This is a genomic window from Aliiroseovarius sp. PTFE2010 (genome assembly GCF_049943335.1).
Lineage (GTDB): Bacteria > Pseudomonadota > Alphaproteobacteria > Rhodobacterales > Rhodobacteraceae > JBNFVY01.
Genome location: NZ_JBNFVY010000003.1, coordinates 168,029 through 190,085, shown reverse-complemented (window position 1 = coordinate 190,085; position 22,057 = coordinate 168,029). Strand labels below are relative to the sequence as shown.

General features: G+C 61.8%; 19 protein-coding genes. 11 read left to right on the top strand and 8 right to left on the bottom strand.

What is annotated here, in order from left to right; translation table 11 throughout:
• Positions 1 to 3: 3 nt before the first annotated feature.
• The gene (locus ACP2AV_RS06930; RefSeq protein WP_426371970.1) at positions 4 to 417 is read right to left on the bottom strand and encodes a hypothetical protein; all 414 of its coding nucleotides are present in this window, start codon (positions 415 to 417) and stop codon (positions 4 to 6) included.
• A 291-nt stretch (positions 418 to 708) separates the two neighbouring features.
• On the opposite strand from ACP2AV_RS06930, the gene ACP2AV_RS06925 reads away from it, so the two are divergent.
• The 3 genes from ACP2AV_RS06925 to ACP2AV_RS06915 all read left to right on the top strand — a co-directional run bounded on the left by ACP2AV_RS06925 (position 709) and on the right by ACP2AV_RS06915 (position 4,872).
• Positions 709 to 1,743, top strand: a complete 1,035-nt coding sequence (locus ACP2AV_RS06925; RefSeq protein ID WP_426371969.1) for an ATP-binding protein — start codon at positions 709 to 711, stop codon at positions 1,741 to 1,743.
• A gap of 793 nt (positions 1,744 to 2,536) precedes the next feature.
• Positions 2,537 to 3,280, top strand: a complete 744-nt coding sequence (locus ACP2AV_RS06920; RefSeq protein WP_426371968.1) for a LuxR family transcriptional regulator — start codon at positions 2,537 to 2,539, stop codon at positions 3,278 to 3,280.
• A gap of 545 nt (positions 3,281 to 3,825) precedes the next feature.
• Positions 3,826 to 4,872 (top strand): PAS domain-containing sensor histidine kinase, encoded by a 1,047-nt coding sequence (locus tag ACP2AV_RS06915; protein ID WP_426371967.1) that lies wholly within the window; start codon positions 3,826 to 3,828, stop codon positions 4,870 to 4,872.
• Between the two features lie 238 nt (positions 4,873 to 5,110).
• Here the strand turns inward: ACP2AV_RS06915 and tsf are convergent, their stop codons facing one another.
• Positions 5,111 to 5,986 (bottom strand): translation elongation factor Ts, encoded by an 876-nt coding sequence (tsf, locus tag ACP2AV_RS06910; RefSeq protein ID WP_426371966.1) that lies wholly within the window; start codon positions 5,984 to 5,986, stop codon positions 5,111 to 5,113.
• Between the two features lie 76 nt (positions 5,987 to 6,062).
• Positions 6,063 to 6,836 carry a 30S ribosomal protein S2 gene (gene rpsB / locus ACP2AV_RS06905; RefSeq protein ID WP_426371965.1) on the bottom strand — a complete coding sequence of 258 codons (774 nt, stop codon included), beginning with the start codon at positions 6,834 to 6,836 and terminating at the stop codon, positions 6,063 to 6,065.
• A 348-nt stretch (positions 6,837 to 7,184) separates the two neighbouring features.
• Between rpsB and ACP2AV_RS06900 the strand changes: the two genes are divergently transcribed.
• The 3 genes from ACP2AV_RS06900 to ACP2AV_RS06890 all read left to right on the top strand — a co-directional run bounded on the left by ACP2AV_RS06900 (position 7,185) and on the right by ACP2AV_RS06890 (position 9,753).
• A complete protein-coding gene (locus ACP2AV_RS06900; RefSeq protein ID WP_426371964.1) occupies positions 7,185 to 8,081 on the top strand; it encodes a PfkB family carbohydrate kinase in 897 nt (298 codons plus the stop codon).
• A complete protein-coding gene (locus tag ACP2AV_RS06895; protein ID WP_426371963.1) occupies positions 8,078 to 8,992 on the top strand; it encodes a pseudouridine-5'-phosphate glycosidase in 915 nt (304 codons plus the stop codon). The genes ACP2AV_RS06900 and ACP2AV_RS06895 overlap by 4 nt, the downstream gene beginning before the upstream one ends.
• A gap of 83 nt (positions 8,993 to 9,075) precedes the next feature.
• Positions 9,076 to 9,753: a DUF502 domain-containing protein gene (locus ACP2AV_RS06890; RefSeq protein WP_426371962.1), complete on the top strand. Its 678-nt coding sequence runs from the start codon at positions 9,076 to 9,078 to the stop codon at positions 9,751 to 9,753.
• 119 nt (positions 9,754 to 9,872) lie between these two features.
• Here the strand turns inward: ACP2AV_RS06890 and ACP2AV_RS06885 are convergent, their stop codons facing one another.
• Positions 9,873 to 10,907, bottom strand: a complete 1,035-nt coding sequence (locus tag ACP2AV_RS06885) for a patatin-like phospholipase family protein (protein WP_426371961.1) — start codon at positions 10,905 to 10,907, stop codon at positions 9,873 to 9,875.
• A gap of 36 nt (positions 10,908 to 10,943) precedes the next feature.
• On the bottom strand, positions 10,944 to 11,717 hold the full coding sequence (locus tag ACP2AV_RS06880) for a 3-hydroxybutyrate dehydrogenase (protein ID WP_426371960.1): 774 nt from the start codon (positions 11,715 to 11,717) through the stop codon (positions 10,944 to 10,946).
• Positions 11,718 to 12,109: 392 nt separating this feature from the next.
• Between ACP2AV_RS06880 and ACP2AV_RS06875 the strand changes: the two genes are divergently transcribed.
• The 3 genes from ACP2AV_RS06875 to ACP2AV_RS06865 are packed head-to-tail and all read left to right on the top strand — an operon-like array spanning position 12,110 to position 15,601.
• Complete coding sequence (locus ACP2AV_RS06875) at positions 12,110 to 13,933, top strand: extracellular solute-binding protein (protein WP_426371959.1); 1,824 nt, start codon at positions 12,110 to 12,112, stop codon at positions 13,931 to 13,933.
• Between the two features lie 3 nt (positions 13,934 to 13,936).
• Positions 13,937 to 14,086: a hypothetical protein gene (locus ACP2AV_RS06870; protein ID WP_426371958.1), complete on the top strand. Its 150-nt coding sequence runs from the start codon at positions 13,937 to 13,939 to the stop codon at positions 14,084 to 14,086.
• Positions 14,087 to 14,095: 9 nt separating this feature from the next.
• Positions 14,096 to 15,601, top strand: coding sequence for a class I adenylate-forming enzyme family protein (locus ACP2AV_RS06865; RefSeq protein ID WP_426371957.1), 1,506 nt, complete (start codon positions 14,096 to 14,098; stop codon positions 15,599 to 15,601).
• Here ACP2AV_RS06865 and ACP2AV_RS06860 read toward each other — a convergent pair.
• Positions 15,598 to 15,816 carry a hypothetical protein gene (locus ACP2AV_RS06860; protein ID WP_426371956.1) on the bottom strand — a complete coding sequence of 73 codons (219 nt, stop codon included), beginning with the start codon at positions 15,814 to 15,816 and terminating at the stop codon, positions 15,598 to 15,600. The genes ACP2AV_RS06865 and ACP2AV_RS06860 overlap by 4 nt on opposite strands.
• 271 nt (positions 15,817 to 16,087) lie before the next feature.
• On the opposite strand from ACP2AV_RS06860, the gene ACP2AV_RS06855 reads away from it, so the two are divergent.
• A complete protein-coding gene (locus ACP2AV_RS06855; RefSeq protein WP_426371955.1) occupies positions 16,088 to 16,723 on the top strand; it encodes a DsbA family oxidoreductase in 636 nt (211 codons plus the stop codon).
• Positions 16,724 to 16,957: 234 nt separating this feature from the next.
• Here ACP2AV_RS06855 and mfd read toward each other — a convergent pair whose 3' ends face one another.
• Both mfd and ACP2AV_RS06845 read right to left on the bottom strand, forming a co-directional pair.
• Positions 16,958 to 20,401, bottom strand: coding sequence for a transcription-repair coupling factor (gene mfd / locus ACP2AV_RS06850; RefSeq protein ID WP_426371954.1), 3,444 nt, complete (start codon positions 20,399 to 20,401; stop codon positions 16,958 to 16,960).
• A 4-nt stretch (positions 20,402 to 20,405) separates the two neighbouring features.
• Positions 20,406 to 20,933: a component of SufBCD complex gene (locus ACP2AV_RS06845; RefSeq protein WP_426371953.1), complete on the bottom strand. Its 528-nt coding sequence runs from the start codon at positions 20,931 to 20,933 to the stop codon at positions 20,406 to 20,408.
• Positions 20,934 to 21,052: 119 nt separating this feature from the next.
• On the opposite strand from ACP2AV_RS06845, the gene hemB reads away from it, so the two are divergent.
• On the top strand, positions 21,053 to 22,051 hold the full coding sequence (gene hemB, locus ACP2AV_RS06840) for a porphobilinogen synthase (RefSeq protein WP_426371952.1): 999 nt from the start codon (positions 21,053 to 21,055) through the stop codon (positions 22,049 to 22,051).
• The last annotated feature ends 6 nt before the right edge of the window (positions 22,052 to 22,057 follow it).

The following is a 22,057-nucleotide window of genomic DNA, read 5'->3' as shown; positions in this document are numbered from 1 at the left end:
GCGTCAGACCGTCATCATCGGTGCCAGTCGCGCACTGTCAAGAAAATCGAAATCAAGTCCGGGATAACAGGCCGCGACCTCACGCCGGATAATATCGGGCGCAGGCAACTGACCGGTTAGCGCACGAAACATGCCTTTGAACCCTGCCGCGTGCAAAACAGCCGCCAGGTCCAGGCAATCGAACTGCGCACAGATTGCGGGCGACAGAACAAATTCTGGTCGGATCATATCCAGGAGCGCTGCGTCGATCTCATAGAAATCGGCCAGCGCCACAGATTGGCTTTGTGGAAAGGCGCGATTACTGCGCCGCCAGCCGGTTACATCCCCCACAGCCAGTACCCGCGGTCCCAGCCCCTTGTTTCTTTGCGAGCGCACAGCCGACAAATCGACAATATCATCGTCTTTAAAGCAGAACATTATCTGCCCTTCGTTCCATTCCACCGGTCACCAGAGGTTGATTTCCAACCGCCGTGGACCCCATAGAAGCGAACATTTGGCGCAATGTGCAAGGCTTTTCTTAACTTGGTTTGCATTTTGCGATAACGATTCTCATGAAATTGGGCAGAAACCCTGCCTGTCACGCGGTTGTTTCATTTGGCGTGCATGCAAGCCGGATCTGGGACGGAATGCAGTTCGAAATATAGACGGCGCTGGCATCTTCATCCACACCGCCGTTAAGACTGGGCCAGCCCAAAGGAGATTAAGACCGTGTCGCCAGCGTTGGTTTCCAATTTTCTGTCGGCGATTCCCATGCCGTTGATCGTGATCAATTCCGGCGAAAGGATCGTGGCAGCCAATGAGCGCGCCACCACGATTTTCGGCGCAGGCCTGGACGGGCGCCACTATGTGACCATGCTGCGCACACCGCTGCTGCTGGACTGTATCGAAACCGCTCTGCGCCTGTCTGAACCAAGCCAGACGCAGATCACCTTGCGCAAGGACGCCGGGCGCGAGAGCGTGTTCGACGTGCGCGCGGTCCCGGTGGACGGCATGGTGGTGGTCAGTTTCGAAGACCAGTCCCAGCTGCAGGATGCCGTGCAGATGCGCCGTGATTTCGTAGCAAATGTCAGCCACGAACTGCGCACGCCGCTTACCGCGATGAGTGGGTTCATCGAAACTCTGCGCGGACCGGCCAAGGACGATGCGGCGGCGCGCGAGCGCTTTCTTGAAATCATGGACCGCGAGGCCGGACGGATGAACCGGCTGGTGTCGGACTTGCTCAGCCTGAGCCGGGTGGAAAGCCAGGAACGTCTGCGTCCCACCAGCCAGGTCGACGTGACCGGACTGATCGGTTCGGCCGTTTCGGCGCTACGCCCCTTGGCCAAATCCAACGGCGTCGAAGTGGTAATCGAAGCACCCGGCGCACCGGTTCACACGCTGGGCGACACCGACCAGCTGCAACAGGTGTTCGTCAACCTGATCGAAAACGGCATCAAATATGGTGGGGCAGGCGGTATCGTGACGGTTTGCGTGACCGAACACGATCATGACCCGTCCTTGCGCATTCCCGCGATCCAGATCGATGTCGCGGACCAGGGCGAGGGGATCGATACGCACCACATTCCCCGCCTGACGGAACGGTTCTACCGGGTCGACGGGCACCGCTCGCGCGAGATGGGTGGGACCGGACTTGGATTGGCGATCGTAAAACACATCGTCAACCGCCATCGGGGTCGCCTGCGGATCGAAAGCCACCCCGGCAAGGGCACCTGCATGACGGTTCTTTTGCCGCACGACATGTGATCGGATCGACGGGACGGCGAAATCATGCGAACACGGTCGCAGGCGGATCATGGTGATACGCGGGTGTGATTATAATGCATAATGCGCCACACATAGGCAGATCGACACGCTTGGGACCAATTAGGTTGTCCCAATTGGCAGCGGGCCATTGTGATCTTGGCGTCGCGGCACCAGATCTATACCCATAGTCTGATAATCAGTATTATGTTACCTTTACGATATGACGCCGGGTGAATAGCATTTGCAGTTTACCGCGCTAATCGCAGTAACAAGTCTGGTTGGATAGATCGTCTGGGTCTTTCACAGAACCCAGTGTTACCCGATTTCAGTTCCCACTGTTGGCACAATATGCCTATTTCCGCGGCACTTTTATGGGCTTCGGTGCGAGCCGCACAAAGGTATATAGTGACGTAACGTAATGTGGTAGATTGTAACGTGCGAGTGATCACAAAAAACATGCAATTGGGCCGCTCAAATGACTTAAAGGACTGAAAATTCGGCCAAATCTGTTGGGCGCCTGACGCGAATTGACTGGCCAGTGTTAAACCTTTGATTGTTGACATGCATCTACCAAAACGCTTTGGTTGCGAAAAGTGAGTTAGCGCGCGTTTTTTTCCCCCTAATCCACCTGCCGGCCAAGGTGCAACAACTGAGGTGAGCCTCGCTGAGCGCACAGTTTGGGGCCGGTTGGGGAAATGGGACTAATTCGTTCTGGCGGTCTTTCCGCTGCGTCAGCACCAGGTTTGTGGACCGGGTGCATCAAAGAGCTGTGCGAAAAAAGGGAGGTTCGAACATGCTTGCGTATCTGGAGGGGCTGACAGATGCCGGTTCAATTGAAGAAGTGTGGCATCTGCATGTGAAACAGATGGCAAGTTACGGCTTTGATCGATTGATCTACGGGTTCACGCGCTATCGCACGGCCACGGGTTTTGGCGATCGCGAAGACCTCTTGATCCTGTCAAACCACGGCGATGCCTATCTCAAACCGTTTATCGACGAGGGCCTGTATTTCCAGGCGCCCATGGTCAAATGGGCCTTGCACAACACCGGCGCCTGCCATTGGGGCTGGATCGCCGAGAACGAAGACATGCTGACCGACAGCGAACGCAAGATTTTCGAGTTCAACAAATCGCATGGTGTAACGGCGGGGTATTCGATCAGCTTTCCCGATCTGTCCAGTCGTTCCAAGGGCGCGATTGCCCTGACAGCGCGGGTCGGAATGAGCCAGGCCGAAGCGGATGCGGTTTGGAAACGCCACGGGCGTGAAATCATCGTGATGAACAACATGGCCCATCTCAAGCTGATCAACCTGCCCTATTGGGGCGAGCGCAAGACACTGACCGCGCGCCAACGCGAAGTGCTGGAATGGGTGGGTGATGGCAAGACCACCGCGGATATCGCAATCATCATGGGGCTGACGCCGGCGACGGTGGAAAAGCACCTGCGGCTGGCCCGCGAGGCACTGGACGTCGAGACCACTGCGCAGGCTGTTTTGAAAGCCGCGGTACAAAATCAGATCTTTGTTTTGGAGGCGTGAAAACATGACCCTTTGGTCAGGTATGGAATCCCTGACTTCCTTTAGGTCAAGTAAAACACCATAGTGCGATTGTTCCGTGAGTGGTGGCTTTAGCCTAGGAGCATAGACCCGAGCAGCACCGTGATTTCAGTGTCTTAACGGGTCCCGGGCAACCGGATGTCGGCAGGGATCTGTATTGATCCAGTTCCCCTGTCGACCCCTGAAAATAGGCCCTGCCGCCTCATCCCATTTCTGGCAGGTGCCCTATAGGAGCGGCGCTGCATCCCCGGTCAGCGCCGCTTCCGCTCCCCCCTGCCCCGCCAGCCATTGCCCCCGCCATCCGATTCGCACCCCCGTTGGCAACCCGTCGGCACCCTGTCTGCATCCCGTCTGCACAGCGTCGGATTGCCGTCGGACATCTGTCGGGCAAAATGTATGGCACCGCGGTTCAGACCCGCCGTGGACGAGCGGATCTGATAAATCGCCGCCTCGATTGCCAGATGAGTATTCAACGTGAAATTTCCGTGATATTCTATCTGCGGTTGTTGGGAACAAGAGACCCGGACATGCGAGATGAGCAAGACGTTGCCACGGCGATCTGGCGGGTGTCCCCCGATCCGATGTGCATCCTGGACCGGCAAGGCCGGTTCGTGGCGCTGAACCCGGCGTGGCACACTGTTCTGGGCTGGACAGAGCAGGACATGTTGGGCCGCGCCTATCAGGATTTTCTGCATCCCAATGATGTCAAACCGTCCGAAAAGGCGTTTGAACAGGTGCTGCGCGGGGAACCGGTGCTGCGGTTCGAAAATCGCTACAAATCAGCCAGCGGCTCGTTTCGCTGGCTGTCCTGGGTTTGCGTGCCCGAGGGCGACAATTTTTACAGCGCCGTGCGCGATGTGACCGACGACAAGCGGCGCAAGAAACGTATCAAGGACCAAGAGCGCGAGGCGCGCCTGCGCGAACAGTTTCTTGCCATTCTGGGTCATGACCTGCGCTCGCCGCTGGCCTCGATGACGTCGGGGGTTCGGCTGCTGTCGAAACAGGATCAAACCGAACAAGGGCGCACGATCTTGCGCAACATGTCGGCCAGTTCGCGTCGCATGACCGAATTGATCAACAACCTGATGGATCTTGCGCGCCTGCAACTGGGCGGTGGAATCGTGATCGAACGCGCACAGGTCACTGATCTGGCCGAGCGGATCACGCAGATCGCGACCGAAATCGAAACCGCCACCGAATGCGTCACCATACGGCAGACTCTGGAAATTCCCGGCGCGGTCGAATGCGATGCACCGCGCTTGATGCAGGTCGTATCGAACCTGTTGGCCAATGCGGTCGCGCACGGATCGCCGGGTGTGCCGATTGATCTGACGGTGCGCCATGACAAAGGGCGGCTGATCCTTTCGGTCTGCAACATGGGCAAACCGATTTCGCAAAAGACGTTGGATACCCTGTTCGAACCCTTCTTCAAGGGCACGCGGGATCAGGCCGAAAACGGGGGGCTGGGCCTGGGCCTGTATATCTGCGCGCAGATCGTGACCGCGCATAACGGCACCATAGATGCAACATCGCAAGACGGGCGCACCTGTTTCACCGTCGAAATCCCAGGCTGATCCAAGCGCCGCGGTCCCACGGGCCACACCGGCACCGGCCGGTCCAGCTTTGATGGCGGTTTCAGGCCAACACACGCGGGGGGCACGCCTGCCCTATCCAGCGACTGTCATCGCGCGTTGCTGCCCCCCGAACGCGAAAACGCCCCCGCAGATGTCTGCGAGGGCGCTGTTGTTACGGCCTGGTTTTCACGGGCCGGTTGTCCCGGCCTGTGCCCGAAGGGCACACGGCCCAAACGGTTTAGCCCTGAACGGCTTTGGCCACTTCGGCAGCGAAGTCTTCTTCGACTTTTTCGATGCCTTCGCCCACTTCCAGTCGGATATAGCCGACGATTTCAACACCGGCTTCTTCGGCGGCCTTGGCCACGGTAACGTCCGGGTTGATCACGAACTGCTGGCCCAGCAGAGTCACTTCGGCCAGGAACTTTTTCATGCGCCCTTCGATCATCTTTTCGATGACCTGTTCGGGCTTGCCGGATTCGCGCGCGATGTCGATCTGGATCTGACGTTCCTTTTCAACGATCGCCGGGTCCAGATCGGCCTCGGACAGCGACTGGGGGTTGGCGGCGGCGATGTGCATGGCGATCTGTTTGCCGATGCCGTTGTCCGCCCCTTTCAGCGCGACCAGCACACCGATCTTGCCCATGTCATCGGCTGCGGCGTTGTGCACGTAAGACACCACCACGTCGCCCGAAACCTTGGCCATCCGGCGCAGGGTCATGTTTTCGCCGATCTTGGCGATCTTGTCGGTGATCAGTGTCGCCACCGGCTTGCCGTCGACCTCGGCCTTGGACAGCGCGTCGAGATTGTCTGCGTTCAAAGCGGCCGCGGCGATGTCTTTCACCATGGTCTGGAATTCGGCGTTCTTGGCGACGAAGTCGGTTTCCGAGTTGATTTCGACCGCAACGCCGGTGCCACCGTCAACCGCAACGGCGACAAGGCCTTCGGCTGCGGTACGGCCCGATTTCTTGGCGGCTTTGGCCAGGCCCTTGGTACGCAGCCAATCGACCGCGGCGTCGAAATCGCCGTCGGTTTCGGTCAGCGCTTTTTTCGCGTCCATCATGCCTGCGCCGGTTGCTTCGCGCAGTTCTTTAACCTGAGCGGCGGTAATTGCCATGTTGGCTCTCCTCGATATCAGGGGTGTCCGGGGCGGATCTAGCCGCGCCCGGTGAAAGTTTAATGACGTCAGGCGCTTAGCCCTGTGCAGGGGCCGTTTCGGCGACAGCTTCTTCTACCGGGGCCTCTTCCATGGCGCCGATGTCAACGCCGGCGGCGCCCATCTGTGCGGTCATGCCGTCCAACGCAGCGCGCGCGGCCAGGTCGCAATAGAGCGAAATGGCACGGGCCGCATCGTCATTGCCCGGGATGATGTAATCCACGCCATCGGGCGAGCAGTTGGTGTCGACAACGGCCACAACCGGAATGCCCAGTTTCTTGGCTTCGGCGATGGCCAGGTCTTCCTTGCTGACGTCGATCACGAACAACAGGTCGGGCACGCCGCCCATTTCACGGATCCCGCCCAGCGATGCCTGCAGCTTCTGCTGGTCGCGTTCCATGTGCAGACGCTCTTTCTTGGTCAGGCCTTCAGCGCCCGTGGCCAGAGCTTCGTCGATTTCCTTGAGGCGGTTGATCGACTGGCTGACGGTTTTCCAGTTGGTCAACGTGCCGCCAAGCCAGCGGTGGTTCATGTAGTACTGCGCCGACTTTTCCGCCGCGTCGGCGATCGGTCCGGCAGCCTGCCGTTTGGTGCCGACAAAGAGCACGCGGCCGTTCTTGGCCACGGTCTCGCGGATCACGTTCAGGGCCGCGTCCAGCATCGGGACCGTCTGTGTCAGGTCGATGATGTGGATGCCGTTGCGGTCACCATAAATGAACTCGCCCATGCGGGGGTTCCAACGTTGGGTCTGGTGACCAAAGTGTACGCCAGCTTCAAGCAGCTGACGCAGTGAAAATTCGGGGAGCGCCATGTCCAATATCCTTTTCCGGTTTGCGCCTCGGCGAAGCCATCAGGGATCTCTCCCAACCGGCGGACGTTTCGGGGATGTCTGTCCGAAAGCCCAAGCTTCGCCTGTGAAGTGGCGCGCGTCTACACCCTGTGTGGGGCTTTGGCAAGGGCGGACGGCCCGAATTGGCAAATTCTGTTCAGGTCTGCCGTGCGATATGCCCGTTTGCGAACGTATTGGAAAGGGCGTGCGGGGCCGTGGCATGGGCGGGATCCATCATGCCCCTTGGGTGGCCGCAAACCCCGCCCGGCGCGCGGTGGCTGACGATGGGTAAGCCCTTGCGTCCGACGAAGGCGCAGGCCACCAAGGGGCATGACCGCCGCGCCTGACATCCTGTGCATTGGCAGCGTCCTGTGGGACCTGATCGGCCGCGCGCCCGTCGCGATGCGGCAGGGCAGCGACGTGCCGGGGCGTATCACCCGTGTGCCGGGCGGTGTGGCGATGAACATCGCGATGGCGCTGGCCCGGTTCGATGTGACGCCGGCGTTGCTGTCGGCGATTGGCGACGATGACGACGGTCGCGCCCTGTGCGCCGCGGCCCAGCGGCGCCGGATCGTCACCGACCACATCTATGTTTCACCCGATCTGCCGACCGACCGCTATATTGCCGTCGAAGGCGCGAACGGTCTGATCGCGGCAATTGCGGATGCCCATTCGCTAGAGACGGCGGGCGACAAGATCCTGTCGTCGCTGGCCGACGGGCGGCTGGGCAGCGCGGCGATGCCCTATGGTGGCAAGATCGCGCTGGATGGCAACCTGAACGAAGAATTGCTGGCCCGGATCGCCGGATCGCCCCTGTTCGCGGCGGCCGATCTGCGTCTGGCCCCGGCCAGCCCCGGCAAGGCCGAGCGGCTGATGCCACTGCTGCGCCACCCGCGCGCGACGATTTACGTGAACCTGGAAGAAGCCGGGCTGCTCGGTCACCGCCCCTTTGACGATGCGGCCAGTGCGGCAAGCGCGCTGATCGCGCGGGGCGCGCGCCGCGTGCTGGTGACCGACGGGGGCGCGGCCAGCGCCCTGGGCCAGCAAGGCGCTGACGTGATCACCGCCGCGCCGCGCAAGGTCATGGTCACCCGCGTGACCGGCGCGGGCGACACGTTCATGGCCGCCCATATCGCGGCTGAAATTCGCGGCATGATCGGCGCCCGGGCGCTGGATTTCGCGCTGGATGCCGCCGCCACCTATGTCTCAGGAGAACTGCCCCTATGACCCCCCTGACCCTTTCGCCCGAAGTTGCCCAGGCGCGCGCGACCGGCGCGCCCATCGTGGCGCTGGAAAGCACGATCATCACGCACGGCTTTCCCTATCCGCAGAACATCGACATGGCGCGGCAGGTTGAAACCGACATTCGCGATGGCGGCGCTGTCCCGGCCACCATCGCGGTGCTGGACGGCACGCTGCACGTGGGTCTGACCGACGATCAGTTGGGCGCGCTGGCACAGGCGCGCGACGTCGCCAAGGTCAGCCGCGCCGACATGGCCGCCTGCATGGCGCGCGGTGCAACCGGGGCCACCACCGTGGCCGCCACCATGATCGCCGCGCGCGCCGCGGGGATCGAGGTCTTTGCCACCGGCGGCATCGGCGGGGTGCACCGGGGCGCGGAAACCAGTTTTGACATTTCCGCCGATTTGCAGGAACTGGCCCAGACCGCCGTGACGGTTGTGGCCGCCGGGGCCAAGGCCATCCTGGACCTGCCCAAGACCTTTGAAGTGCTGGAAACCCTGGGCGTGCCGGTGATCGCGGTGGGGCAAGACAGCCTTCCCGCTTTCTGGTCGCGCACATCGCCCCTGCCCGCCCCCTTGCGCATGGACAGCGCCGCCCAGATCGCTGCCGCCCACCGGATACGCGCCGCGCTTGGCATTCCCGGCGGGCAACTGGTGGCCAACCCGATCCCGGCATCGGCCGAAATCCCCGCGCAAACCATGGCCCCCGTGATCGCGCAGGCCCTGGCCGACGCCCAGGCGCAGGGCGTCACCGCCAAGGCCGTCACGCCCTTTTTGCTGCAACGCATCTATGAGCTGACCGACGGCGCATCGCTGAGCGCCAATATCGCACTGGTGCGCAATAATGCCCGGCTGGGCGCGGAAATTGCCTGTAGTTTAAGCGAAACCGCGAAATGATCGGGGCTGGTTTTCAGGGGTTTGTTGCGGCACTGTGGCAGAGCGCCTAAGTAATAAGCAACCAAGCCCTTTGAAGACCCGCCATGACCAACCCTTTTGATGACGATCCGGAGACGCTTCGTGCGCCCAAGCGCCGCTTTGCCAGCCTGCGCGCCTCGTTCCTGACCGGGCTGGTCGTGGTCGCGCCCATCGGGCTGACCGCCTATGTGATCTGGACAGTCATCGGCTGGATCGACGGCTGGGTGCTGCCCTTTGTCCCCGCCCGGTTCCAGCCCGAGCAATATATCGGCATCAACCTGCGCGGCGTGGGCGTCATCATATTCCTGATCTTCACCATCATCGTGGGGTGGATCGCCAAGGGGCTGGTGGGCCGGTCGCTGATCCGCTGGGCCGAAGGGCTGGTCGAACGCACCCCCGTCGTGCGGTCGATCTATGGCGGGGTCAAACAGATCGCCGAAACGGTGTTCAACCAGTCCGACACGTCGTTCGAAAAAGCCTGCCTGATCCAGTACCCGCGTCCGGGGCTTTGGGCCATCGCCTTTGTCTCAACCCACGCAAAGGGCGAAATCGCGCAAAAAACGCCGGTGAACGAAGACATCGTATCGGTGTTCCTGCCGACCACGCCAAACCCCACATCGGGCTTTTTGCTGTTCGTGCCCAAGAAGGATGTGATTTATCTGGACATGAGCGTGGAAGAGGCCGCCAAGTTGGTCATATCGGCCGGTCTGGTCTATCCGCCGGACAAGCCGCAAATCACGTGAGGCAAGTCAGCTGAGCCAAGTCGGCTGAGGCAAATCACTTGGCGCAAATCACCTGACATCAACCACGCGGCGCAAATTATCCGGCGCAAATCATCTGGCGCAATTCATCTTTTGCCGCGTCAGCCGAACATGTCCTCTAGCACCAGGGTGCCGGTCACGTTCAGATCCTTGCGGTGATCGCCCAGAAAGGTTTCGGCAGCGTCTTGCCCAGCCGTTTTCAGGGCCAGCAACACCGATGGGGTTGGCGTCAGCTTGGTGTTCACCGACAGTTGGCGCATGATGTCATCGTCAGCGATCATATGGACCAGCACGTCTTTCTTCTGCCCTTCGGGCAATTTGTGATCGGCGATCAGATCCTTGACGAATTTGATCGCCCGCAGCTCGCGCAGCAGGGATGAATTGAAGCTGATCTCATTCACGCGGTTTTCGATTTCGGCCGGGCTGACCGGAATGCCCGGACGTTCGATCGGGTTGATGTTCACCACCACGATGTCATCGGGCAGGTGGCGCGCAAACAGCGGAAAAAGCGCCGGATTGCCCGTATAACCGCCATCCCAGAAGGCATCGGTGACGCCGGTTTTCGGGTCTTCCATCACGATGGCCTGAAACACGTTGGGCAGGCAGGACGAGGCCAGGATCACATCCGCCGTAATCTCGTCGTCCTTGAACACGCGGATCTTGCCGGTGCGCACATTGGTGGTCGCGATGTGCAGCTCGGGGCCGACCTTGCCACAGATATGTTCGTATTTGAACTTGGCCGCGATGGGCTGCAACGGGTTGCGGTACATCGGGCCATAGACATACGGGGTGAACATGCTCTGGGCGAAGTCCATGCCGGGGCGCAGCGCGTCCAGCGCCATGTTCCAGATCGCAGGGCTGGGCGCCAGCGCCTCGATCCAGGCGGTCAGACGCAAATCGTGGATCGCCCCCACCTGCCCCCACAGCCAGTCCAGATTGTCGCGCGCGGTCTGGCGATCGCCCTCTACCAGACCGGCCTTGAGCGCCGCCGCGTTCAGCGCGCCGGCCGAGGCGCCGGAAATGGCCGCAATTTCAATATCTTCGTCCAGAAGCAGCCGGTCCAGCACGCCCCATGTGAACGCGCCATGTGCGCCGCCCCCTTGTAGGGCCAGATTGATCCGTTTCTTCTTGGCCATGCATGGGCCCCTTTCGACCTTGCTTCGGGTGGTGGCTTACAGCGCGGTCCAGCCGCCATCGACGCTGATCGTGGTGCCGGTGATCTGGGCCGCCGCGTCGCTGGCCAGAAAAGCGACCGTGCCGCCGATCTGCTCGACGGTGGCGAATTCCTTGGACGGCTGGCGATCCAGCAGCACGTCGCGCACCACCGTGTCGCGGTCCATGTCGTACTTTTTCATCGTGTCGGGGATCTGGGCTTCGACCAGCGGGGTCAGCACATAGCCCGGGCAGATCGCGTTGGCGGTGATCGGTTCTTCGGCGGTTTCCAGCGCCGTCACTTTGGTCAGCCCGACAACCCCGTGTTTGGCCGCCACATAGGCCGATTTGAACGGCGAGGCGGTCAGCCCGTGCGCCGAGGCGATATTGACCACCCGGCCCCACCCGGCCGCGCGCATCACCGGCAGCGCGGCGGCGGTGGTGTGAAAAGCCGAACTGAGGTTGATCGCGATGATCTGGTTCCACTTGTCGACCGGAAATTCGGGAATCGCGGCGACATGCTGGATCCCGGCATTGTTCACCAGAATATCCACTTGGCCGGCTTTTTCGATCAGCGCGCGGCAGGCGTCCGGGTCGGACATGTCGGCCTGAATGTAACGGGCAGTCGCGCCGGTTTCCATGGCAATTTGTTCGGCCAGTTTGTGATCCTCGTCGGTGTCGGTAAAGGAATTGAGCACCACATTGGCCCCCAGCCGGGCCAGTTCCTTGGCCACCCCCAGCCCGATCCCCGAATTCGACCCCGTGATGACGGCGGTTTTGCCTTCGACTGACATGGTGTGTTCCTTCTGAAATGACGTCACTGCAACAGAAGATAGTTTCTGCAGCTGCAAAATACAGGGGGGAAAATGCCAGGGGGAAATGCCGGGGCGGTTTTTTGGAGCCAGAAAGCGCGGATCTGCGGCGGGGAATCACGCCGGGTCGGGAATCACCGATCTGGCGCGGTTTTGGGCGCAACGCGCAGGTCAGATTGCGCCATAAAAAAACGCCCGCACGAAGCGGGCGTTAAGTTATTGAGGCAGGTTTCATACAGGCAAGAAACCTATCGAGCAGTGCCCCTTTTATACGCAATCCTCTGCCGGGGGCCAAGCTAAAAGTTTGAAATAGCTTAATTGCGCGTCTAGGCTCGGGGCCAACAAGAGCATGAAGCCGCAGGATTGTTCACGAAATGAGACCACAGTTTTTCCGTTCGGCGGGGCTGAGCCTGGCCGCGTTTGGTCTGGCGGCATGGGCGTCAATCGCGCTGGCCGAGCCGCGCCATGCCATAGCTATGTATGGCACCCCTGCCCTGCCACCCGATTTTGTGTCCATGCCTTATGTCAATCCGGACGCGCCGCGCGGCGGCAAAATCGTGTTTGGCGAACCTGGCGGCTTTGACAGCCTGCATCCATTCATCGTTAAGGGCAACGCGCCTTGGGGCGTCGGGGTCCATGTGTTCGAAACGTTGATGGGCCGTTCGATCGACGAACCGTTCACGCTCTATGGGCTGTTGGCCGAATCGATTGATGTGCCCGCCGACCGGTCCTGGGTCGAATTTACCCTGCGCCCCGAGGCCCGGTTTTCCGACGGCGCCCCCGTGAGCGTCGCGGATGTCATCTGGAGCTACGAGGTCCTGGGCACAAAGGGCCATCCGAAATACCACAGCGCCTGGGAACAGGTCAGCGCGGTTGAACAGACCGGGCCGCGCTCGGTCCGCTTTACCTTCGCCGCAGCCAACCGCGAACTGGCGCTGTTGATGGGCATGCGCCCGATCCTGCAAAAAGCGCAATGGGAGGGGGCCGATTTCGCGCGTTCGGGCTTTGATGTGGTCCCGGTCGGGTCCGGCCCATACGTGATCGACGCGTACGAGGCGAACCGGTTCATCCGCTTCAAGCGCAACCCCGACTATTGGGGCAACGATCTGCCCTTCATGGCGGGCAAGGCCAATCTGGATGAAATCCGCTATGACTTTTTCGGTGACGGCGATGTGATCTTTGAAGCGTTCAAGGCCGGTGAAATCACCACCCTGCGCGAGACCAGCCCGGCGCGCTGGCAGCGCGACTATGATTTTCCCGCCGTGCGCGATGGGCGGATCGTGAAAAGCGAAATCCCCAATGCCCTGCCATCCGGAATCAAGGGGTTCGTGATGAACACGCGCCGCCCGATCTTTTCGGACTGGCGGGTGCGCGAGGCGATGATCCTGGCCTTCAACTACGAGGCTATTTCCGAAACCATCCAAGGCGACGTGAACCCGCGCATCACGTCGTTCTTTTCAAATTCGGATCTTGCCATGCGGCCCGGCCCGGCGACGGGTCTGACACGCGATTATCTGGCACCATACGCCAGCGAATTGATCCCAGGCGTGCTGGACGGTTATGCCGTGCCCAAGGCCGATGGACCACGCAACCGGGCGGGCCTGCGCCGCGCCGCCGCGCTTTTGCAAGACGCGGGCTATACGGTGGCGAATGGTGGGCTGGTCGGCCCAGACGGGCGGGCGGCCAGCTTTGACATCCTGCTGCGACAGGGCGCGACGCAAAATCAGAACATCATTGATCTCTACCTGCCGGCGCTGGCGCGTCTGGGCCTGCGCCCCACGGTAACGGTCGTGGACAGCGCGCAATACGTGCAGCGCACCGACCGGTTCGATTTCGACATGGCCTATTACGAACGGCGGTTTTCCCTGTCACCGGGAACCGAGCAAAAGCTGTACTGGGGCCGCGAAAGCCGCGATGTCACAGGATCGCGCAACTGGATGGGGATCGACTCGCCCGCGGTGGACGCGATGATCGACGCAATGCTGAGCGCGCCGGATGGCACGGCCTTTACCGCCGCGACCCGCGCGCTGGACCGGTTGCTGACCGCCGGGCGCTACGTGATCCCGATCTGGCACCCCGACCGCGCGATGCTGGCGCATGACGCGCGCCTGCGCTATCCTCAGACCTTGCCGATATCGGGCGCAACGGTTGGGTTTCAGCCGGACGTCTGGTGGTGGGAAGATGAACAAAAGGAATGACTTGTGAAGCGTAGTTCAACCATTGCATTCGCTATGGCCTTGGCCCTGTCTCTTGGCGGTTGCACCACCGCACGCGTCGGCGTCAAGGCCACCAGCACCGCCGCCAAGGGCGCGGTCAAGGTGACCACCAGCGTGACCAAAACCGTGCTCTGACGCCGCCCCATGCTGTCTGTCATCGCCCCCGAGCAACTGCGTGACCCTGCGCCGCAGTCCTTCAATATGGCCCGGTACGTACTGGCCGCTGGTCAGGCCACGCCGGACAAACCCGCGCTGATCATCGCGGGAAACCGGCGCGAAGTCTGGAGTTACGCAGAGCTTACGCGCGCCACGCGTGGCCTTGGGACTGCGCTGCTGGACCAGGGGCTGACCCCGGGCGATCGGGTTTTGATGCGGCTGGGCAATACGGTCGAATTTCCGCTGACTTATCTGGCGGCGATCGCCGTGGGGCTGATCCCCGTGCCCACATCCCCCATGTTGACCGGCCCCGAAGTGACCAAAATCGCGGATGAAATCAGCCCCGCGCTGGTTGTCGCGGACACGGGTATTGCCTTGCCATCGCAGGACATTCCCGTGCTTGGCGCTGATGCGCTGCACGATCTGCATCAGCGCCCGCCTTGCGACTGGCACATGGGCGCGCCGGATCGCCCGGCCTATATCATCTATACCTCGGGCACGTCGGGCGCGGCGCGCGCGGTCACCCATGCGCATCGCGCGATCTGGGCACGGCGCATGATGCACGACGGCTGGTTCGGGCTAACCCCGAGCGACCGGGTTCTGCACGCGGGCGCGTTCAACTGGACATATACACTGGGCACCGGGCTGATGGATCCGTGGGCGCTCGGCGCGACAGCTGTCATCCCCGCTGTGGGCACCGCGTCCACCGATCTGCCTGCATTGCTGGCGCGTGATGCGGCGACAATCTTTGCCGCCACGCCCGGCGTGTACCGACAAATGCTGCGCGCCGACATGCCCGACCTGCCGTCATTGCGCCACGGGTTGTCCGCGGGTGAAAAACTGCCCGCAGCGATCCGGGCGCGCTGGAGCGCCGCCACAGGCACCGCGATTTACGAGGCGTTTGGCATGTCCGAATGTTCCACCTTCGTGTCAGGCGCCCCATCGCGCCCCGCGCCAGAGGGGGCCTTGGGCTATGCGCAAGAGGGACGATACGTTGCCGTATTGTCACCCGATGGCGTCCCCGTACGGCGGGGTATGGGCGGCACGCTGGCCGTGCATCGCAGCGATCCGGGGTTGATGTTGGGATATTGGGGCGCGCCCGAAGCGACCGAGGCGCGTTTTCACGGCGATTGGTTCGTCACCGGCGATCAGGTCAGCATGGCCGAAGATGGCGCGATCACCTATCTGGGCCGCGACGATGACATGATGAATGCGGGGGGCTTTCGGGTGTCGCCGGTCGAGGTTGAGGCCGTATTCACCGCCCACCCCGACATCCACGAGTGTGCGGCGGTGGAGCAACCCGTCAAGGCCGACACCACCGCCGTTTGCCTGTATTACACCGCCGATGCCCCTCTTGCGGAGGCTTCCTTGGTTTCGTTCGCCGCGTCGCGGCTGGCCCGGTACAAGACGCCCCGGGTCTTTGTTCATGTCGCGGCGCTGCCCAAGAACCGGAACGGCAAGATCCAGCGTCGCGCGTTGCGCAAGGCGCTTTAGTCCGCGAGGATCTGGCCCGATACGAATTCAACTTCGCTCATCTGGCCAAAGTCGGATTTGGCCACGACCCAGTCTTCTAGCACATTGTTCAGCGCCCCCAGGGCCACGGCGAGCGCCGCCATCCCGCCCACAAGCAACGTCATGAATGGTACCCGCAACCGCGCACTGCGCTTTGCCCGGGTCGTTGGGGTCGAAAGATCCTGAATATGTGTCATCGCACTGCTCATTATCACTTGTACTCAGAATGTTAGGCGATTCTGGCGCGTCGAACCAAGCGAGATGGCATGTTACGAGCGCCGGGTTGATGGCGCGAACAGACCAGGTATAAAGGGTGAACTTCGATGGGTTTGCAAATTTGCAAACCGCGCAAAACACAAGATGTAGGGCCACCGGGAACATCGCGCGCTCGCGCATTCGTGACCACGGGGAACAGTGTTCTTTTTTGGCGCGCTTGACCTGCGCCACCGCAACGCTTAGCCCGTGCGAATGATCAAGCTGGACATATTCTCAGACCCGATTTGCCCGTGGTGCTACATCGGAAAAACGAACCTGGACCGCGCGCTGGAACAGCGCCCGGACCATCCGTTCGCGATTGAATGGCACCCGTTTCAACTGAACCCGGACATGCCAGCGGACGGGATGGACCGCATCGAGTATCTCGAAACCAAGTTCGGCGGACGCGACGGCGTGGTGAAATCCTATGGCCCCGTGCTGGAGCACGCCGAAAAAGCCGGCCTAAAGCTGGACCTGCCCGCAATCGAACGCACGCCCAATACGCTTGACGCCCATCGGCTGATCCATTGGGCCGGGGTCGAAGGCGCGCAGACACCGGTGGTGTCCGCCCTGTTCGCCGCCTATTTCAAGGAAGGGCGCGACATTGGCGACCACCAGGTGCTGGCCGATATCGCCATACGCTTCGGTATGGATCGCGATGTCACCCTGCGTCTGCTGGACAGCGATGCAGATGTCGATCTGATCCGCCAGCGCGATGCCCACGCCCGCGAACGGGGCGTGGATGCGGTGCCGCTGTTCATCGTGGGTGGACGTCATGCGGTGCCCGGCGCGCAACCGCCTGAGTTGTGGCTGCAGGTTCTGGACGAGCTGGCCGAACAGGGCGATTGAGCGCGTGTGCGATGGCGTCTCTGGCACACTGAGCGCGCCGTTATTTTCGGCCGTCGCCAATAGCTTTGCGTTCACATCGCCGCCCTGCCCGCCCTTGCCGCCGCGCTGCACTCGGATGCGCTGATCAAGGGCTATCCGCCTTAGCGATCTTGGTAGCGATCTTGGTGCTGGGGGGCTGGCGCGGGGCATCTGTATGGCCGCAGCGCGGCTGTTTTGCCGGACACCCCGGGCGGATCAGCCCGCCTTGGCGTGACGCGCCAGATCCTGCGCAATGGCGAAAACGCCCTTGATCTTGTCGCTGTCTTTTTTCCAGTCTCGCCGGATGACGATCTTGTTGTCCTTGACCTTGGCCAGCCCGTTCTGGGCCTGAACAAAGTCAACCAAACCTTTGGGATTGGGGAATTTATCGTTGTGGAACTGGATCGTGGCGCCCTTGGGGCCGCCATCCAGCCGCGCAATCTGTGCCTTGCGGCACATTTCCTTGATCCGAACGATCAGAAGCAGCGTGTTGACCTCTTTGGGCAGTTTGCCGAAACGGTCGATCAATTCGGCGGCGAAGCCTTCCAGTTCCACCTTGGAATGCAACGCGGACAGGCGGCGATAGAGCCCCAGCCGCACATCAAGGTCGGGCACGTAATCCTCGGGGATCAAAACAGAAACGCCCAAGTTGATCTGCGGCGACCAATCGCCATCGTCCAGCGATGGAATGCCTTCGGACTCGCCCGATTTGATCTTGGCGATCGCCTCTTCCAGCATGGATTGGTACAGTTCGAAGCCCACCTCGCGCATCTGGCCGGACTGCTCTTCGCCCACCAGGTTGCCGGCCCCGCGAATATCCAGATCCTGGCTGGCCAGGGTAAAGCCTGCGCCCAGCGTATCCAGACTGCCCAGGACGCGCAGACGTTTTTCCGCGCCCGGCGTCAGCGGCACGCGCGGCTTGGTTGTCAAATAAGCATAGGCGCGCACCTTTGCCCGGCCCACCCGGCCCCGGATCTGGTAGAGCTGCGCCAGACCGAACATGTCAGCACGATGGATGATCATCGTGTTCGCGGTGGGGATGTCGATGCCGCTTTCGATGATCGTCGTCGCCAAAAGCACGTCGTACTTGCCGTCGTAAAACGCGTTCATCCGGTCATCCAGTTCGCCCGCCGCCATCTGGCCATGGGCGACGACAAAGCTGACCTCGGGCACGGAATCGCGCAGGAACTCTTCGATTTCGGGGATGTCCTTGATGCGCGGAACAACAAAGAACGACTGCCCGCCGCGATAGTGTTCGCGCAGCAGCGCCTCGCGCACGGTGACGGCATCAAATTCGGACACATAAGTGCGGATCGACAGCCGGTCGACGGGCGGCGTGCCGATGATCGACAGGTCGCGCACCCCGGTCAGCGACATTTGCAGCGTGCGCGGGATTGGCGTGGCCGACAGGGTCAGCACGTGGATATCGCTGCGCAGTTCTTTCAGGCGTTCCTTGTGGTTCACGCCAAAGCGCTGCTCTTCGTCGACGATCAACAGGCCGAGGTTCTTGAACTTGACTTGTTTGGCCAGCAGCGCGTGGGTGCCCACGACGATATCGATTTCGCCACTGGTCAGCCCCTCGCGGGTCTTGGCGGCGTCGCGCGCGCTAACAAAGCGCGACAAGGGCCTGACATTGATGGGAAAACCGCGAAATCGGTCGGCAAAGGAATTGAAATGCTGGCGCGCAAGCAGCGTGGTGGGCGCGATCATGGCTACCTGCAGGCCGGACACGGCGGCGATAAAGGCAGCGCGCATGGCAACCTCGGTTTTGCCAAAGCCCACGTCGCCGCAGATCAGGCGATCCATCGGCAGACCCGCTTCCAGATCGTCCAGCACATCTTCGATGGCTTTCAGCTGATCTTCGGTTTCCTGATAGGGGAATCGCGCGCAAAAGGCGTCCCACATCCCGTCTGGCGGGGTCACGATGGGGGCCTTGCGCAGGTGGCGCTCGGCGGCGATGCGGATCAGCTTGTCGGCAATCTCGCGGATGCGCTGTTTCAGCCGGGCCTTTTTCGACTGCCAGGCGCCGCCGCCCAGCTTGTCGAGCAGGCCTTCATCCTGGCCATAGCGCGACAGCAGTTCGATGTTTTCCACCGGCAAATACAGCCGGTCGCCGCCCGCATATTCCAACAGCAGGCATTCGTGTCGGGCGCCAAGCGCATCGATGACTTCCAGCCCGCGAAAAATGCCGACCCCGTGATCGACGTGCACGATCAGATCGCCGGGCGACAGCGATTGCGCTTCGGTGAGAAAGTTTTCGGCCCGGCGCTTTTTCGGGCCGCGGCGCACCATGCGATCCCCGAGCACGTCCTGTTCGGAAATCACCGTCAGGCCACGGCCTTCGAACCCGGTGCCCAGGGGCCAGATCGCCAGGTACACGCCGCCTTTGCCCTCGGGGACATCGTTGAAGGTCGAAATGCGGGTTGCGCCGACCAATCCCTGGTCTTCCAACAGCCCCTCAAGCCGCTCACGCGCGCCTTCGGAAAAAGACGCGATGATCACCTGACCGTCGCGCCGCTTTGCCTCAATATGATGCTCTAATGCGTCGAAAAGATTGACATCTTCGCGCTGTCGTTCGGGCGCGAAATTGCGCCCGACGCGCCCGCCTGCGTCCACCACATTCGGGCCGGTTGCCTGCGGCAACGGGTGCATCTGTACCACGCGGTGGCCGGCAATCGCCCGATCCCAGGCGGCATCGTCCAGATAAAGCAGCCCCGGCGGGCACGGCTTGTAAACGGTATCCACACGGCTTTTCTGCCCGAGCGCGTGGCGGCGGGTTTCGTATTGATCGACGATGCCTTCCCAACGTGACATACGCTGCGCAGAGGATTGATCTTCCAGCGTTATTTCTGCTTCTGGAAGATAGTCGAACAGGGTTTCCAGATGCGCGTGGAAAAACGGCAGCCAGTGTTCGATGCCCTGGTGTTTGCGCCCGGCGCTGACGGCCTCGTAGAGCGGATCGTCGGTGCCTGCGGCGCCAAATTCGATGCGGTAGTTCTGGCGAAACCGGGTGATCGCCGCCTCGTCCAGAAGCACCTCGGAGACGGGCGCCAGATCAACCTGCGATAGAGTTTCGGTGGTTCTTTGCGTTTCGGGATCAAAGCGGCGCGCCCCGTCCAGCACATCGCCAAAAAGGTCCAGCCGCACCGGGCCGGCCTGACCGGGGGGATAAATGTCGATAATGCCGCCGCGAATGGCGTAATCGCCCGGTTCGAGCACCGTCGGCGCCTGCGTAAACCCCATGCGCACCAGAAAGCCGCGCAAGGCCTCTTCGTCGATCCGTTCGCCCACGCGCGCCGACCAGGCCGCCTGTTGCAGCACCGCGCGGGCGGGCACCCGCTGGGTTGCGGCGTTCAGCGTCGTCAACACGATAAAACGCTTTGGCACCGCGCCTTTGGCCAGTGCGGCCAATGTGGCCATGCGCGTGGCCGATATGTCCGGGTTCGGCGACACGCGGTCATACGGCAGGCAATCCCAGCCGGGAAAGGCTAGCACGGGCATGTCGGGGGCGAAGAACGCCAGCGCGGCGCGCATTGCGGCCAGGCTTCTGTCGTCGCGCGCCACATGGAGCACGACGTGATCGCGCGCGGCTTCGGCCAGCAAAAGCGCGTCGAATCCCTCGGGCGCGCCGCCCCGGGTGATATGTCTGGATTGGGTCATGCGATCAGTACCCGAAAGGCCCCACGGCGATATTTTTGTACATGCCCCACATGGCCGTCACCAGGATCGATATCATGCCGATCGCCTGCGTATACAAACGGTGACGGCGCAGACGGCGATAAAGGTCATCCCCCTCCGCGCCAGAGGCCTGGATGCTGGCCGCAGCCCGCGACGACAAGATGCCAACCAGCGACATCGGAAAGGCCAACAGGAACAGCGCCTGTGCAAACTCGGCCCGGTAAACGAACCCCAAAAGCGCCAGCATGGTCAAAACCAGACAGCCCAACCCGGTGATCCACAGGCCCGCCACCTGCCCGATGTTCAGGATGCGGTTGACGTTGATGCGCACCAGATCGTGCATGTCCACCTCGTCCTGGCCGCCGTTTCGCTTGGCCCGCAAGATCAGGTCAAACGGCACGCCCAGCACGAAATGCGATGCGGTCGACCAGACCACGGCCAGCGCGATCCAGTACCACAGGTTCGAGAATGATCGCATGTCGATCACCTCGAATATGGTCTGATAGACGTCCAATGCTGGCCCTTCCCGGTGCGTGTCTTGCGCAATCTAGCTGCGGGTTGCGGCGAATCCCACCCTTGAGCGCGGTGAAAATACATGTCACCCCTTCGGGCGCAACAATTGCGAGGTGCCCGATGCCCAAATCCATCGCCCCCTTCCCGATGACCCGCCTGCGCCGCACCCGAAAAATGGGCGCGCTGCGCGATCTGGTCCGCGAGAACGAGCTGAGCGTGAACGATCTGATCTGGCCGGTATTCATCCGGGAAGGCCACGATGACGAAACTCCGATTCCGTCGATGCCGGGGGTCAGCCGTCTGACCATCGACCGGCTGGTTGCCAAGGCCGCCGAGGCGTATGCGTTGGGCATCCCCGCCATCTGCCTGTTTCCCTACACCAGCCAAGAGGCGCGAACCCTAGACTGCGCCCAGGCCTGGAGCGCGGACAACCTGTCCAACACGGCCATTCGCGCGATCAAAGACCGGGTGCCCGAGCTGGCAATCATGACCGACGTGGCGCTGGACCCCTATAATATCAACGGCCATGACGGGTTCGTCGTGGACGGCGAGATCATGAACGACGAAACCATCGAGGCGCTGGTCAAGATGACGCTGGCCCAGGCCGAAGCGGGCGCCGACATCATCGGCCCGTCGGACATGATGGACGGGCGGGTCGGGGCGATGCGCCGGGCGCTGGAAGCCGACGGCCATCGCAACGTATCGATCATGAGCTATTCGGCGAAATATGCCAGCGGGTTCTATGGCCCCTTTCGCGACGCGGTTGGCGCCTCGGGCGCGCTGGTCGGCGACAAGAAAACCTATCAGATGGATCCGGGCAATGCGGACGAGGCGTTGCGGCTGGTCGAACGTGACCTGTCCGAAGGGGCCGACATGGTGATGGTCAAGCCCGGCATGCCCTATCTGGATATCTGCCGCCGCGTGAAGGACGCGTTTGGCGCGCCCACCTTTGCCTATCAGGTGTCCGGCGAATACGCGATGATATCGGGCGCGGCGAACAATGGCTGGATCGACGGCGAAAAGGTGATGATGGAAAGCCTTCTTGCGTTCAAGCGTGCAGGCTGCAACGGGGTGTTGACCTATTTTGCCCCCGCCGCCGCCAAATTGTTGAACGAATAGGGCCGT